We start from the raw sequence: 14701 nt of genomic DNA, 5'->3' as shown, positions 1-14701 counted from the left end.
CGCCTCACTCCGCCGCCACCATCTGCTGCGTGCGCCACTGACCCAGCAGGGCACGGAGCGAAGCCGGCTTCACGGGCTTGTTGAGCACCGCGATCTTCTCGTCCCGCGCGGCGACCTGCACGGCGGGGCTGCGATCGGCGGTGATCAGGATCGCGGGTATGGCGTCGCCGAAGCGGCGGCGGATCTCGCGGATGGCGGCAATGCCGTTGCCGCGATCGAGGTGATAGTCGACGAGCAGGCCGGTGACGCGCCGTCCGGCTGTTTCGATTGCGGCGATCGCGCCTTCGGGGTCGGCGACCGCGATCACCTCGGCGTCCCAGGCCTTCAGGAGCGTGCGCATGCCGTCGAGGATGGCCGCATCGTTCTCGATGCAGACGATCAGTGCGCCCGAGATCGGCGTGCGCGCCAGCGGCGTCGCGCTGGTCACGGCCGCGGTATGGGTAATTGCCTTGGCCGTCGGCACCGTCACGGAGAACACCGAGCCGCCGCTGGCATTGGCGTCGATGGCGATGCCGTGCTTGAGCACGCGTGCCAGCCGCTCGACGATCGATAACCCCAGCCCCAGGCCGCGCGCGATCCGCGCCCCCTGCTCCAGGCGATGGAATTCCTTGAAGATCTCGCCGCGCTTGACCGGGGGGATGCCGACGCCGGTGTCGTAGACGCAGATCTTGAGCGAGGCGCCACGGCGGCGGCAGCCGACCAGCACGCGGCCGCGCGGGGTGTACTTGATCGCGTTCGAGATCAGGTTCTGGAGCAGGCGCCGCAGCAGGAGCCGGTCCGACTCGACCGGCAGCGAGCAGGGCACGAAGCTGAGCTCCAGGCCCTTGGCACGCGCGATCGGCGCGAACTCGATCTCCAGCGAGCGCATCAGATCGGCCATCTTGAAGCTCGAGATCGAGGTCGTCATCGCGCCGGCATCGAGCCTGGAGATGTCGAGCAGCGCGCCGAGGATCTCCTCGATGGCCTGCAGCGATTCGTCGATGTTCTCGACCAGCCGCGTCTCCTCGCCTTCGTGCTGACGCTCGACCAGGCTCGTGACATAGAGCCGTGCCGCGTTCAGCGGCTGGAGGATGTCGTGGCTGGCGGCGGCGAGGAAGCGCGTCTTGGAGATGCTGGCGTCTTCCGCCGCGCTCTTGGCCAGTGCCAGCTCGGAGTTCAGCCGCGTCAGCTCCTCGGTGCGGTCGCGCACGCGCTTTTCCAGCGTCGCATTGGCGCGCTCCAGGGCTTCCGCGGCTTCGAAAGTGGGCGTGACGTCGGTGAAAGTGATGACGAAGCCGCCGCCGGGCATATGGTTGGTAAGCACTTCGATCACCATGTGGCGTTCCGGCAGGCGTTCGAGATAAGGCTCGCTGTCGGTGGTGTAGGCGGCGAGGCGCCGCTCCAGCAGGGCCTCGCTCTCCTGCGGATGCTCCGGATCGCCCACGCCGATGAATTCCAGGATTTCGCGCAGGGGCGTGCCGAACTGGATCAGATGCGGGGGAACGTTGAGGAGATCGCCGAACTGCCGGTTGGAGCAGATCAGTTGCAGATCGGCATCGAACACGGCGATGCCCTGGCGCACGTGGTTGAGCGCGGTCTGGAGGATCTCGCGGTTGAAATGCAGCGCCGCGTGCGAGTCGTCGAGCAGCTTCAGCGCGGCCTTGGCCGAGACCGTCCGCTTGCGCAGCAGCAGCGACATCACGAGGCGGGAGGAGGCCGCGCCGATCGAGGACGCGATCAGGTGCTCGGCGTGCTGCAGCAGCTCGAAATCGGCGGGTGCTCCGGGCTCCAGCCGCATGTTTCGCCGCGCCGAGAATGCCTCGAAGGAATGCCGCGCACGGTCGGGTCCGAGATATTGCGCCACCGTGGTCTGGATGTCCTGCACGGTGATGCTGGTGCGCCAGCGGCGGAAGCTCGGGGAGATCGGTGCGAGCGTATTGGGCACGAACAGATCGGCCTGCAACAGCTCGATGGACGACGGCTGGCGCGCCAGCGACAGCAGCACATAGGTCAGGATGTTGAGCGACAGCGACCAGATGACGCCGTGCATCAGCGGCGGCAGGTCGGCGCCGAACAGCGCCTGAGGCCGCAGCGCCTCGATGCCGAACGGGCCGTGCTGGAGCAGCATGATGCCTGATGTCGAGGAATCCATGAAGCTCGGAATGAACAGCGTGTAGAGCCACACCACGAAGCCCACAAGCATGCCGCCGATGGCGCCGCGCGCGGTCGCGCGCCGCCAGAGCAGCCCGCCGAAGAAGCTCGGTGCAAGCTGGGCGATGGCGGCAAAGGAGAGCAGACCGATGGCCGCGAGCTGGGTATTGCCGAGCGCGCGATAGTAGAAATAGGCCATCACCATGATGGCGAAGATCGCGAGCCGGCGCGAGCGCAGCAGGAAGTTGCTGAAATCGGCGCCGCCGGCGCGCCCCTCCGGCCGGCGTTTCAGCACCAGCGGCACCACGAGGTCGTTCGAGACCATGATGGAGAGCGCGACGCATTCGACGATCACCATCGCGGTCGCCGCCGACAGGCCGCCGACGAAGATGACGACGCTGAGCAGATCGGCGCCGCCTTCCATCGGCAGCGCCAGCACGTACATGTCGGGTTCGGCCGCGCCGAACGGGAAGGTCACGAGGCCGGCGATCGCGATCGGGATCACGAACAGATTGATGGCGACGAGGTAGAGCGGAAACAGCCATCGCGCGCGGCCGACCTCGGCATCGGAGGAATTCTCCACCACGCTGACGTGGAACTGGCGCGGCAGCAGCATGATCGCGCACAGCGACAGCAGCGTCATGGTCAGGAAGTTGCCGATCGACGGCGAATAGTTGATCGCGCGCACCGCTTCCGGCGTCTTCATCGCCCGCTCGATCAGCTCATGCGGTGAGAACATCCAGAAGGTGACGAAGATGCCGGCGGCGAGGAAGGCGATCAGCTTGATGATGGATTCGGTCGCGACCGCCAGCATCAGGCCGTGCTGGTGCTCGGTGGCATCGGTCTGCCGCGTGCCGAACAGCACCGCGAAGGCGGCCATCGACAGCGTCACCATCAGCGCCACGTCGCCGACGATCGGGATGTGGGAGAAGGCCTGGTCCTCGCTCAGGATCGTCTCGAGCGAGGAGGCAACCGCCTTGAGCTGGAGCGCGATGTAGGGCACCGAGCCGATGATCGCCATCAGCGCGACGGTCGCCGCCACCGCCTGGCTCTTGCCGTAGCGGGCCCCGATGAAGTCGGCGATCGAGGTGATGTTGTGGGTTTTGGCGAGCTGGATCACGCGGCGGAGCACGCCGGCCCCTAACCCGATCATCAGGATCGGGCCGAGATAGATCGCGAGGAAGTCGGTCGAGGTGCGGGTGGCGAAGCCGACCGAGCCGAAGAAGGTCCAGGAGGTGCAGTAGATCGCCAGCGACAGCGGATAGATCAGCCCGGAGGCGCGACCGCGCCCGGCCGGCGAGCGGCGGTCGCCATGGCTCGCCACCAGGAACAGGAAGCCGATATAACCGAACGCGGCGGCGATCACGCCCCAGTCGTGCAGCATGGTGAGCGTGCTTCTCTCCCTGGGCGCTGTCCGCGCCCATGCTCATTTTCCCTGCAAACCTAGCGCGTTGAGCGGTCGCAAGCGACAGCGAAATGCCGGGGGTGGGCGAGGAACCGGGGTTGTCGTTAAGGTGCGGCCGGGAGGTGGCCCTTACTTACTGGAGGACAGGGGAACGCTACATGCGGACTTGTGGAGCACCGACGGTCTCCACAGCGTCATGGCCGGGCCTTGTCCCGGCCATCCACGCCTTCCATGCAGCACAAAGAACATGGATGCCCGGGACAAGCCCGGGCATGACGACCTCTGCAAAATCTCAAATGCACTCCGCCTCGCCATCCGGAGGAGGGTGGCAGGGGGTCTACTCCGCTGCCAGCGACTTCTCGCGCAGCGGCAGGCCGAGGCGGTCCCACACCTGGAGCAGCGCTTCGGCGAGCTGATCGATCAGGCCGTCGTCGTGATAGGGCGAGGGCGTGATGCGCAGGCGCTCGGTGCCCTTGGCGACGGTCGGATAGTTGATCGGCTGGATGTAGATACCGTGCTCTTCGAGCAGGAGGTCGGAGGCCTGCTTGCACTTCTCGGGATCGCCGACGAACAGCGGCACGATGTGGGTGTCGCTCGACATGACGGGTAGGCCGGCGGCATTGAGGATCGCCTTGACGCGGGCGGCGCGGTCCTGGTGGCGCTCGCGCTCCCAGTTCGAGCTCTTCAGGTGCCGGATCGCGGCAGTCGCGGCCGAGCAGACCGCCGGCGGCAGCGCGGTGGTGAAGATGAAGCCCGGCGCGTAGGAGCGCACGGCGTCGATGATCTGGCCATTGGCGGCGATATAGCCGCCGAGACAGCCGAACGCCTTGGCGAGCGTGCCCTCGAGAACGTCGATGCGATGCATGACGCCGTCACGCTCGGCGATGCCGCCGCCGCGCGGGCCGTACATGCCGACGGCATGGACCTCGTCGACATAGGTCATCGCGCCATACGTCTCGGCGAGATCGCAGATCCTGGCGAGCGGCGCGACATCGCCGTCCATGGAATAGAGACTCTCGCAGACGATCAGCTTCGGCCGATTCGGGCCGGCCGCTTTCAACAGCTCTTCGAGATGCGCAACGTCATTGTGGCGGAACACGACCCGCTCGCAGCCGGACTGCCGGATGCCCTCGATCATCGAATTGTGGTTGAGCTCGTCGGACAGGATCAGGCAGTTCGGAATGAGCTTTGCGATTGTGGGGATGCCGGTCTGGTTCGAGACATAGCCCGAGGTGAACAGCAGCGCGGCTTCCTTGCCGTGGAGGTCGGCGAGTTCGGCTTCGAGTTGGACCAGCGGATGGTGCGTGCCGGCAATGTTGCGGGTGCCGCCGGCACCGGTGCCGACGCGCGTCGCGGTCTCGACCATGGCGCCGACCACCTTCGGGTGCTGGCCCATGCCGAGATAGTCGTTGGAGCACCAGATCACGACGTCGCGCTTGCCCTTGGACGAGTGCCACACCGCGTGCGGAAACCGGCCGGCCGTGCGTTCGAGGTCGGCGAACACGCGATAGCGCCGCTCAGTGTGGAGGCGGTCGAGAGCGGAATTGAAGAACTGGTTGTAATCCATCGGCAAGACCCGCAACGGAACCCGGCCATGACGGCCGCTCATTTTTTAGAGCTTTTCAAGCTCCAATGTCTATGCGCCAGCGCACATTTGAGGCAAGGCGAGCGTGCCAATTGATAACCGCCGGTCCGGCGGCGATTGTTGATTTGGATCAAGCGCCTAGCACAGGACTGCCGGCCGCGACCGGCCCGACCGGGGGGAGGCAGGGCTGCCGTGGACATTTTGTCCATGGCGCGCGCACCATCCATAATGGCCAAGCTGGCTGCACCAACGCCATAGCCTTGCCCGGCTAGGGCTGCGCGCCGGTCAGTCGGACAGCCCATGCGAAAGGAAGCCCCGATGAAGCGTGTCATGATCCTCAACGGTCCCAACCTCAACATGCTCGGCATCCGCGAGCCGCACATCTACGGTACGACGACGCTCGCAGAGATCAACGCGAGCTGCGAGGACGCCGCCGCCAAGCTCGGGCTCAAGCTCGCCTTCCACCAGTCCAACCACGAGGGCGTGCTCGTCGACCTGATCCAGTCGGCGCGGCAGGATGCCGATGCCATCGTCATCAACCCGGCCGGTCTCTCCTTCACCTCGGTTTCGATCATGGACGCGATCAAGACATTCGAGGGCCCGGTGCTGGAGGTCCACATCTCCAACATCCACGCCCGCGACGAATATCACCGGCACTCCAAGATCTCGTTCGTGGCGACCGGCGTGATCTGCGGGCTGGGACCGTTCGGCTACGTCGCGGCGCTGCACGCGATTGCGAACATGAAGTGAGTGGTAGCCGCGGCGGTGGTGGTCTGCTCCCTCGCCCCGCTTGCGGGGAGAGGGTTGGGGTGAGGGGGACTCTCCGCGGAGACGGTGAGAATTGAGTTCGTGGAGAGTCCCCCTCACCCGGAATCCGCGCTACGCGCGCATTCCGGCCTCTCCCCGCAGGCGGGGAGAGGCGAAGAACTCACGTCGTCCGAAACTGCAGCACGCCGTCCTTTGTCTCGGCCGTCAGCCGGCCCTCGACGATCATATAGTTGACGTGGGCGACGAGTTCGCCGGCGGCAAAGCCCATCTGGTGCTCGTCCAGCACGTGCTTGTTGAACACGACAGGCACCAAGGCGCGCGATGTCTGCGGCATCTCGCGGCAGGCTTCCGCGATCAGGCGGCAGCGCTCCTCGTGATGGTCGGCGAGCTGCTTGATGCGGGTCTTCAGTCCATAGAACGGCACGCCATGGCCGGGCAGCACCAGCAGATCATAGGGCAGGGTGGTGGTGAGGCTCGCGAGCGAGGCCAGGTATTCGCCGAGCGAGTTCTGGTCGGGCTCGACCGCCCAGACGCTGACATTCGGCGAGATCTTGCTCAGCACCTGGTCGGCGGAGAGGAACAGCTTGTCGTCGGCGCAATACAGCATGACCTGGTCGAGCGCGTGGCCGCCGCCGGTGATCACCTTGAAGCGGCGCGTGCCGATCACGACCTCGTCGCCATGCGAGATGCGGCGGTAGGACGGCGGCAGCACCGAGACGCGCTTGAGATAATCCTGGCCGCGCCCGAGCAGCTTCTCGGTCAGCGACTCGTCCATGCCGTGACGGCGGAAGAACAGCCGCTGCGCCTCGCGCCGCTCCTCGGTGCCGCGGTTCTGGTGATAGACCGATTGCAGATATTCGACCTGCGACATCACCAGCGGACAGTCGAAGCGCTCGACGATCCAGCCGGCGAGGCCGACATGGTCCGGGTGGGAGTGGGTGACGATCAGGCGCGTGATGTTGACGCCCTTCAGCGGCCCCTCGAACAGTTTCGTCCAGGCCTCGATCGTCTCCTCGTTGCCGAACCCGGCATCGATCATCGCATAGCCGTCGCCGTCGGCGAGCAGGTAGATGTTCACGTGGTTGAGGCGGAACGGCAGTTTCAGCCGCGCCCACAACACGCCGGGCCTGATCTCCACAACCTCTTCGGGGCCGGGGTGCTGTTCCCAGGGATAGCGCAGGGCCTCGGCCGAGGACTGTGCGATGTCGGTTTTTGAGCTCATGCTACCCGCTTAAACCCAGCGCGCGCATGGCGCCAGCCGAAAAAGCACGCATGGCGGGCGCCGCATGGCCGTCATACCGGCCGTGTTTTCCGCCTCCCGGTTTGAAGTCGCCAAAATATGCCGTCATTCCGGGCTCGCATGAGCGCGACCTCTGGTGCGCGGTTGCGCACCTGAGAATCCGGAGATCGTGGTGCGGGATCCCGGCGTCGCCGCTTCGAAGTCGCCGGAATGACGATCAGGCCGCCCGCATGTCGTTGAGGAACGCGTCGATTTCCCCACGCAGCATATCGGCCTCGCGCCGCAGCGCGTCCGAGGCGCTCAGCACGTCGCCTGCCGCAGCGCCCGCTTCGGCGGACGCAGTGGAGACGCCGACGATGTTGCTGGAGACTTCGCTGGTGCCGCCGGCGGCATGCTGGATGTTGCGGGCGATTTCGCGCGTGGCGGCGCCCTGTTCCTCGACAGCGGCTGCGATCGTCGTGGTGACGTCGTTGATCTCGCCGATGATCCGGCCGATGCCCTGGATGGCGCCGACCGCGGAGGTCGTGACTGACTGCATGCTGGCGATCTGGGTGCGGATCTCGTCTGTCGCCTTGGCGGTCTGGCTCGCCAGGCTCTTCACTTCGGAGGCGACCACGGCAAAGCCGCGGCCGGCCTCGCCTGCGCGTGCGGCCTCGATGGTGGCGTTCAGCGCGAGCAGGTTGGTCTGCGAGGCGATGGTCTGGATCAGGTCGACGACGACGCTGATGCGGCTCGCGCTGTCGGCGAGGCTCTGCACGGTGGCGTCGGTCGCTCCCGCTTCGTCGACCGCCTTCTTGGCGATCTCGGCGGAGGTCACGACCTGGCGGCTGATCTCCTGGATCGAGGAGGACAGCTGCTCGGTGCCGGCCGACACGGTCTGTACGTTGACAGACGTTTCCTCCGCGGCGGAGGCGACTGCGTTCACGAGCGCGTTGGACTGGTCGGCGGTGTTCGACATGCTCTGCGCGGTCGATTGCATCGAATTGGCTGACTGCGCCAGATTGTCGAGCGCGGAGCGCACCGCGCTTTCGAATTCGGCGATCTTCGCTTCCATGCGCGCGGCACGCTCGGTCTTGGCGATACGGTCCCTGTCCTGCTCGCTCGCCAGCGCACGGGCCTCGATCATGCTCTCCCGGAACACTTGCAGCGTGTTCGCCATCACCGAGATCTCGTCGTTGTGGTTCTTCGAGCGGTAGATGTCGGTTTCGAGGTCGCCGTTCGCGAGCAGTTGCATCGACTGATGCAGGGCGCCGATCCGGCGCAGGATGCTGCGTCCGACATAGAGCCAGACGAACAGCGCCGAGCCGACCAGCATCAACGCGCCCATCGCCAGCATGACCGACGTCGCGAGCGAAATCTCCTGCCGCGCCTGGAAGGTCGAGGCGTTGGTCTCCTTCTGCACGCCGTCGACGAGCTGCTGCACGCTGATGCCGAGACCGACATTGAGCTTGCGGGTCTCGTCCAGGATGGTCTGGCCATAGTCGATGGAGTCGAGCTCCTTCTCGCGCAGATTGAACACGCCGGTCTTGCCGGTGCCGAGCGCGAGCAGCTTTTCCGCCGTCTCGCGCAGCATCTTGTTGCCCTGGTTGTCCGGCAGCAGGTCGAGGTTGGAGCGCAGGCGTCCCTGCGCGGTCTTGAACTCCTTCTGGATGTCGTCGAGCTTGTCGCTCGTGTTCGCCGACAGCGCGGCGCTCATGTTGGCGGCGGCGAGATTGCCGCTGGCGACGACGTTGCCGAGCTGACCGACGGTCTGCGCGGCGTCGGTCGCGTCTGCGGCTGACAGATCGGCTGAACCGAGAATGGCATTGACACGGGTCTGCGCGTCCAGCATCGCCGGGCTCGCTGCGCCGACGAACGCGCCCTGCGCGCCGCGAAGGGCGTCATATTGTTTGTCGTGGAGGGCCGCGATGTCGAGCCGTTCGCGGGCGGCCTTCGCCAGGCTCTGAGCCGCCTCGTTGATGCTCTTCATCGTGTCGCTGAGGCCGGAGACGACGCTCTTGTCGCCGCCGAGCTCGATGATCTCGTTGAGCTTTTGCTGCGTCTGCTCCTGCAATTCCTTGAGCTTCTTGGTGCGCTCGCTCAGGGCGTCCTCGCTTTGCGCCGCTAGCAGGGCAGGCCCCTGGGCCGCAAGGCTGGCGCTCAGCGCCGATAGTTGCAGGCTGGCGGCAAGGCGCGGAATGTCCCGCCCGCTCAGTTCGGTCATGCGTCCGCCGAGATTCTGCAGCGCCAGGCCGGCGCCGGCCGCGATCACGAGGCCCATGCCCGCGATCACTGCAAAGGCCGCGAACAGGCTGCCGCGCACGCCCCATTTCGGCATTCTGAAACGAGGACGGAAACGGCCAAGGAAACGGCCAAGGCCCAGACGGATCGCCATCGAAAATTCCCCCAATGTTCTTGCTTCTGTTTGTGAGCGCAGTATCGGCAGCACCGGTTAAAAAATCGCGCTTGGCACAATTGGTTGCGCATGTTCCGCAGAGCGAAAAAAGAAGGGCCGGCAACGAGGCCGGCCCTTCATCGTGATAAGGTTTTGATAACCGGTCAGTAGGGCCCGGCCGCCGAGCCTGCCCAGTTGAAGCGGTAGTTGACACCTGCCTTGAAGGTATGGTCGTCGGTGGTGAAGTTGCCGGTGCCCACCAGCGGCCCCGCCGTGAAGTGCGCATCGCCGAAATTGTAGTACTGGTACTCGGCCTTGGCCGACCAGTTCGGGGCGAACATGTATTCCAGGCCGGCGCCGACGGTGTAGCCGTTGCGGTGATCGCCATCGATGATGAAGCCGGTCGGCACGCCGCCCACAGTCACCTTCTCGTTGTTGTCCGAATAGGCGTAGCCGCCCTTCACGTAGAGCAGGCCGGGGCCCCAGGTATAGCCGACGCGGCCGGTGATCGAGCCGAGGCCGCGCTGGTCATTGGTATAGGCGATGCCGCCCGGAAACACTGCGCCGACGCTGCCCGTGAGCCAGGAATACTGGCCTTCGACGCCGACCACGAAGTTCGGGTTGAACTGCCAGTCCGCGCCGACCTGCACGCCGCCGAGGAAGCGGCCGTTGCCGTTGCTGCCGGTGGAGAGGCCGTTGAAATTGTTGTCGCTGGAGAACGCGCCGCCGACATGGCCGCCGATATAGAAGCCGGTCCAATTGTAGATCGGCGCGGCGTAGGCCGGCGCGGGCGACTTGTAGTAGCTGCGGTTGCCGAGGTCGGCGCCGACGGCCGGCGCAGCCGCGCCCACCACGAGCAGCGCCACGGTCGCAAACAGAATCTTCTTCATCGTCTTGAACTCCAACACGTAAGGTCCCCGGCAGGCGCGCTTTCCTGCGCCGTCGTTGGTTTTGCAGATAGCTCGCTTTTGATGAAAATGCTGTCACATGCATGGCACGGCGACAGCCAACCTAACTTATTGGGCTGTAAATGATTTTCGTGCTTAATGGCGGCTTAAGAAGTGATGAAGGAAGGCTTAACTTCGCGCAACCCAGGTAACTTGCGCGCGCCTCTTGTTAACCAAGACGCCGCCGCACCTCATCGCGCATCTGTTCGCGAAAGGCCGCGCGCTTTGCCGGCCGGTCTTCCTCGCGCACGTCATGACGATCGAAGATGTCGAACTTCTCCAGGATTGGATAGCGCTCGCTCGCCATCGCGAGCACGCGCAGTACCCTGGTCGCCGCCGGCGTCGGGCCACTGACCTCCCAGCGCCGGATGGTGTCGGCGCCACCCTTCTCAGGCAATCCGCACAGCTTCGCCATATCGGCCGCCGAGAGCTTGCGCTCGAGGGCATCGGAGAGGTCGCTGCGAAGCTGCTTCAGTTCGGGGCCGGTCATGCTGCTCGCGTCCAGGGAAGTGGCTGAACGCAATGCACTAGCGCTGATTCGGGTCCATCCGAAGGCGGCGGGTGCGTGCCCCGCGCTCCGTCTTGAAATTGGCCCTCGGTCGGCATGTCCAACTCGGTCTCCACCTGCAGCAATACTACGAGATAGAGCGAGGCGGGACCCCCGGTGGCCGATCAACCCGCGCCACTCACCGGTCCGGAGAGCAGATAGAACGCGATCAGCAATGTCGCGACCGACAGCATCGTCGTGATCGAGACCGTGGCCGCAACCAGCTTCTCCTCCACCTTGTGCTCGTGCGCGAGGACATACACGGTTTTCGCCGTCGGTACGGCGGCGCAGACGACCGCCGCAACCGTGTACAGAGGGTTGAGGCCCATGACGACGCAGAGTCCGTACACGATGAGTGGCATGACCACCAGTTTCACCGCCGCGAGTGCAAACGACGCTTTCAGGTTAGACCGCAGGCCCTCGACGGACAGGCCGAGCCCGATGGCAAACAGCGCGCACGGCGTGAGCGCGGCAGCGATCATGTTGAGGTAGGCCGCGACCGGCGCCGGAATCGGCAATCCCGTCATCGCCCACGCGAGGCCAATGAACGTCGACAGCACCATGGGATTGAGCAGGATTTGCTTTGCCAGTCCCGTAGAAAGCGCGGACCGCCCGCGAGAATCGCGCTTTTCCAGCAGGATCACCGTGATCGGAAACATCACCGCGGCCACGAACACCGTCGCGACAGCCGCGGGCAGGACGGCGGGTTGGCCGTAGATCGCATGCAGGATCGGCAGCGCGACGAACCCGGTATTGGTCATCGCGGCTGCCATCCCATGGATGGTGCTGCTGGCGAGATCGTGTTTGCCACTCGTGCGGACCGGCAGGAACACCAGGGCGAAGCAGATGAGTGAGCCGCCGCCGAATGCGAGCAGAAAGCGCCATTCCAACAGATTGCGCGCCGGCTCCTGGGCGATCGTGACGATCAGCAGCGCCGGCATCGCCACGTTGTAGGCAAAGTGGACCAGGGCATCGGCAAGCGAGCGGGAGAGATAGCCAACCTCGCCCGCGAGCCAGCCGGTGACGATGATCGCGAATACGGGAAGAACGAGGCTGGCGACCTCCATCCGGCTTCCCCCTCGCTGCCAATGACCGCAACGAGAGGTTACCCCGGCAATGGAATGACGTCACTGCCCAACGTTCAGCGAGGAGCAGGTCTAGTGGCGTGTCCCGGACGCGCGAAGCGCGAGCCGGGACCCAGGGTCTGCAAGGCCCGGCGCTGCGATGGGCCCCGGCTCTGCAGCACACCGCTGCACCGGACGATGCTTCGCATCGCCGGGGGAAGCGCTGCGCTGCGTCCGGGGCACGAGAACGGCTTACTCCGCCGAATCGAGACGCCCCGGCTCAGATTCCACGGGCGGTCTGTTGACCGATCACGCAGCGCCATCCAGCGAGTCGCTCGGCCGGATGCTGGTTCATCCATTCGGCGAGTTGCGGCGCGCCCATCAGGCAGGACTGCACCGAGATTTGCGCAAAGTCCGATGTGGTGACGATCTGCTCGTGACAATTAGAGGGAGAGGCGAGGCTGCAAAGCACGGCGATGATCTTGATCACGATACGTTACTCCCCGTCGCGGCCGATGAACGTGCGACCGATCGCCGGTTCGTCCTGCGCCTCGGCGGCCGAGTTCGCCGGAGGAAAGATGCTGTCGTAGATGGCGCGCGCCTCCTGGATGAGACGCGCTCGCTCGCGCTCGGACTTTGAGACAAATCGAATGACTTCGCCCATGGTCGCTCCAAATCTCAACTCATGTGTCTGTCATGAGATGACGCAAAACATCCAATCGTCATCTATGGTGCCGCCGTCGACCTTGAAGCGGCGCGGCAGTCACGACCGAATAAAAAGCGCGTGACCGCACATCCCAACGTCCCGGTGTCGTTGGGTTGCAAGGCTGGTCCGCCACTTCATGTCAGTTGCGCAGCTCCAGCAGCCGAGTGGGAAATGCTAGTGTCGGCCTGTCCTTGCGCCGTCGGCAAGGAAGGTCGCACGAAGCAAATGCTGCCGGAGCGAATCTGTTTCGCCTCTTGCGGCGTCCAAGTTTTTGGAACGATCTCGAAATTCGGTGCATCCGCCCCGGCCAGTACCTCAGGCTGCCGGCGCTTGCTCCTTTCGACCCGGCACCGCCGCGAGCAGCTCGCGCGTATAGGCATGCTCGGGCGCGGCGAACAGCTGCGTGGTCGGTTTCAGCTCGACGATGGCGCCGCGTTGCATCACCGCGATGCGGTCGCAGATCTGGGCTGCGACGCGCAGATCGTGGGTGATGAACAGCATCGAGAGGCCAAGACGCGCCTTGAGGTCTTCGAGCAGTCTCAACACCTGCGCCTGCACCGAGACGTCGAGTGCGGAGACGGCCTCGTCGGCGACGATGATCTCCGGCTCGAGCGCAAGCGCGCGCGCAATGCCGATGCGCTGACGCTGGCCGCCGGAGAATTCGTGCGGATAGCGTTCGAGCGCGCCGGCGTCCAGGCCGACCATCTTGAGGAGGTCGCGGGCGCGGTGGAACGCGACCTTCGGATCGACGCCGGCCGCGATCGGGCCGTCGGCGATGATGTGACCGATCTTGCGGCGCGGATTGAGCGAGGCGAATGGATCCTGAAAGATCATCTGGATGCGATGACGCTCGGCGCGCAGCGCCTTGCCGGAAAGCGAGGTCAGGTCGGTCTCACCGATCCGCACCGTGCCGCGGTCGGCCTCGATCAGCCGCATCACCAGGCGCGCCACGGACGATTTGCCGGAGCCGGATTCGCCGACCAGGCCGAGCGTCTCGCCCTTGAGGATGTTGAAATTGACCGCGCGCGCCGCATCGACGCGGCGGTCCTCGCGAAACCAGCCGCCCGAGGTGACATAGGTCTTGTCCAGCCCGATCACCTCGACGGCCCTAGCCCGATCGTCGAGAGGAGCGCGCGCTGGCGGATCCATCGACGGCACGGCGGCGAGCAGCGCCTTGGTGTAGTCGTGCTGCGGCGCGCTGAAGACGGTCGCGGCGGGACCTTCCTCGACGACCTTGCCGTGCCTGAGCACCACGACTTGGTCGGCAATGTCGGCGACGACGCCGAAATCATGGGTGATGAACATCACCGCCATGTTGCGGTTGCGCTGGAGATTGCGGATCAGCTTCAGGATCTGCGCCTGCGTGGTGACGTCGAGCGCGGTGGTCGGCTCGTCCGCGACCAGCACGGCCGGCTCGAGCGCGAGGGCCATCGCGATCATGGCGCGCTGGCGCTGGCCGCCGGAGAGCTGGTGCGGGTAGGCGCGCACGATTCGTTCCGGGTCGGGCAGGCCGACTTCGCGTGCCAACGCGAGCGCCCTCGCGCGGCGTTCCCTCGGCGTCAGCAGGCCGTGCGCCTCGAACATCTCCGCCATCTGGTCGCCGATCCGCATCAACGGATTGAGCGCGGTCATCGGCTCCTGGAAGATCATAGCCAGCCGGCGGCCGCGCAGGTCGCGCCAGCCGTCATCGTCGAGCTTGAGCAGGTCGCGGCCCTCGAACATGATCTCGCCGGCCGTGACGTCGACCGTGTCGGGCAAGAGGCCCATCAGCGCGTGCGCGCACATCGATTTGCCGGAACCGGATTCGCCGACCACGCAGACGATCTTGCCGGCCCGCAGGTCCAGCGAGATGCCGTCGACGGCGTACGGCCGTTCGGCGCTCTTGGGCAGCGCGATCCGCAGGTTCTTGATGGAGACGGCGGCGGGGGCGGTCAT

General features: G+C 65.5%; 11 protein-coding genes. 1 reads left to right on the top strand and 10 read right to left on the bottom strand.

Going from position 1 to position 14701, the window contains the following annotated elements; all coding sequences use genetic code 11:
* Positions 1–4: 4 nt before the first annotated feature.
* Both IVB23_RS17960 and hemA read right to left on the bottom strand, forming a co-directional pair.
* The gene (locus IVB23_RS17960) at positions 5–3514 is read right to left on the bottom strand and encodes a PAS domain-containing hybrid sensor histidine kinase/response regulator (protein ID WP_247804480.1); all 3510 of its coding nucleotides are present in this window, start codon (positions 3512–3514) and stop codon (positions 5–7) included.
* 358 nt (positions 3515–3872) lie between these two features.
* Positions 3873–5102 (bottom strand): 5-aminolevulinate synthase, encoded by a 1230-nt coding sequence (hemA, locus tag IVB23_RS17955; RefSeq protein WP_061882696.1) that lies wholly within the window; start codon positions 5100–5102, stop codon positions 3873–3875.
* 336 nt (positions 5103–5438) lie between these two features.
* On the opposite strand from hemA, the gene aroQ reads away from it, so the two are divergent.
* The gene (gene aroQ, locus IVB23_RS17950) at positions 5439–5870 is read left to right on the top strand and encodes a type II 3-dehydroquinate dehydratase (protein ID WP_247804479.1); all 432 of its coding nucleotides are present in this window, start codon (positions 5439–5441) and stop codon (positions 5868–5870) included.
* Positions 5871–6048: 178 nt separating this feature from the next.
* Here the strand turns inward: aroQ and IVB23_RS17945 are convergent, their stop codons facing one another.
* The 8 genes from IVB23_RS17945 to IVB23_RS17910 all read right to left on the bottom strand — a co-directional run bounded on the left by IVB23_RS17945 (position 6049) and on the right by IVB23_RS17910 (position 14701).
* Positions 6049–7110 (bottom strand): MBL fold metallo-hydrolase, encoded by a 1062-nt coding sequence (locus IVB23_RS17945; protein ID WP_061882465.1) that lies wholly within the window; start codon positions 7108–7110, stop codon positions 6049–6051.
* A gap of 235 nt (positions 7111–7345) precedes the next feature.
* On the bottom strand, positions 7346–9502 hold the full coding sequence (locus tag IVB23_RS17940; protein ID WP_061882464.1) for a methyl-accepting chemotaxis protein: 2157 nt from the start codon (positions 9500–9502) through the stop codon (positions 7346–7348).
* A 164-nt stretch (positions 9503–9666) separates the two neighbouring features.
* A complete protein-coding gene (locus IVB23_RS17935) occupies positions 9667–10392 on the bottom strand; it encodes an outer membrane protein (protein WP_061882695.1) in 726 nt (241 codons plus the stop codon).
* Positions 10393–10618: 226 nt separating this feature from the next.
* Positions 10619–10939 carry a hypothetical protein gene (locus IVB23_RS17930; protein ID WP_131872177.1) on the bottom strand — a complete coding sequence of 107 codons (321 nt, stop codon included), beginning with the start codon at positions 10937–10939 and terminating at the stop codon, positions 10619–10621.
* Between the two features lie 182 nt (positions 10940–11121).
* Positions 11122–12063 (bottom strand): AEC family transporter, encoded by a 942-nt coding sequence (locus tag IVB23_RS17925; protein WP_247804478.1) that lies wholly within the window; start codon positions 12061–12063, stop codon positions 11122–11124.
* 277 nt (positions 12064–12340) lie between these two features.
* Complete coding sequence (locus IVB23_RS17920) at positions 12341–12550, bottom strand: hypothetical protein (protein ID WP_197969085.1); 210 nt, start codon at positions 12548–12550, stop codon at positions 12341–12343.
* Between the two features lie 6 nt (positions 12551–12556).
* A complete protein-coding gene (locus IVB23_RS17915; RefSeq protein WP_197488797.1) occupies positions 12557–12724 on the bottom strand; it encodes a hypothetical protein in 168 nt (55 codons plus the stop codon).
* Positions 12725–13081: 357 nt separating this feature from the next.
* Positions 13082–14701 carry an ABC transporter ATP-binding protein gene (locus IVB23_RS17910; protein ID WP_247804477.1) on the bottom strand — a complete coding sequence of 540 codons (1620 nt, stop codon included), beginning with the start codon at positions 14699–14701 and terminating at the stop codon, positions 13082–13084.

Source organism: Bradyrhizobium sp. 191, assembly GCF_023100985.1.
GTDB classification, from domain to species: Bacteria; Pseudomonadota; Alphaproteobacteria; order Rhizobiales; family Xanthobacteraceae; genus Bradyrhizobium; species Bradyrhizobium diversitatis.
This window is presented reverse-complemented; position numbering and strand designations above follow the sequence as displayed.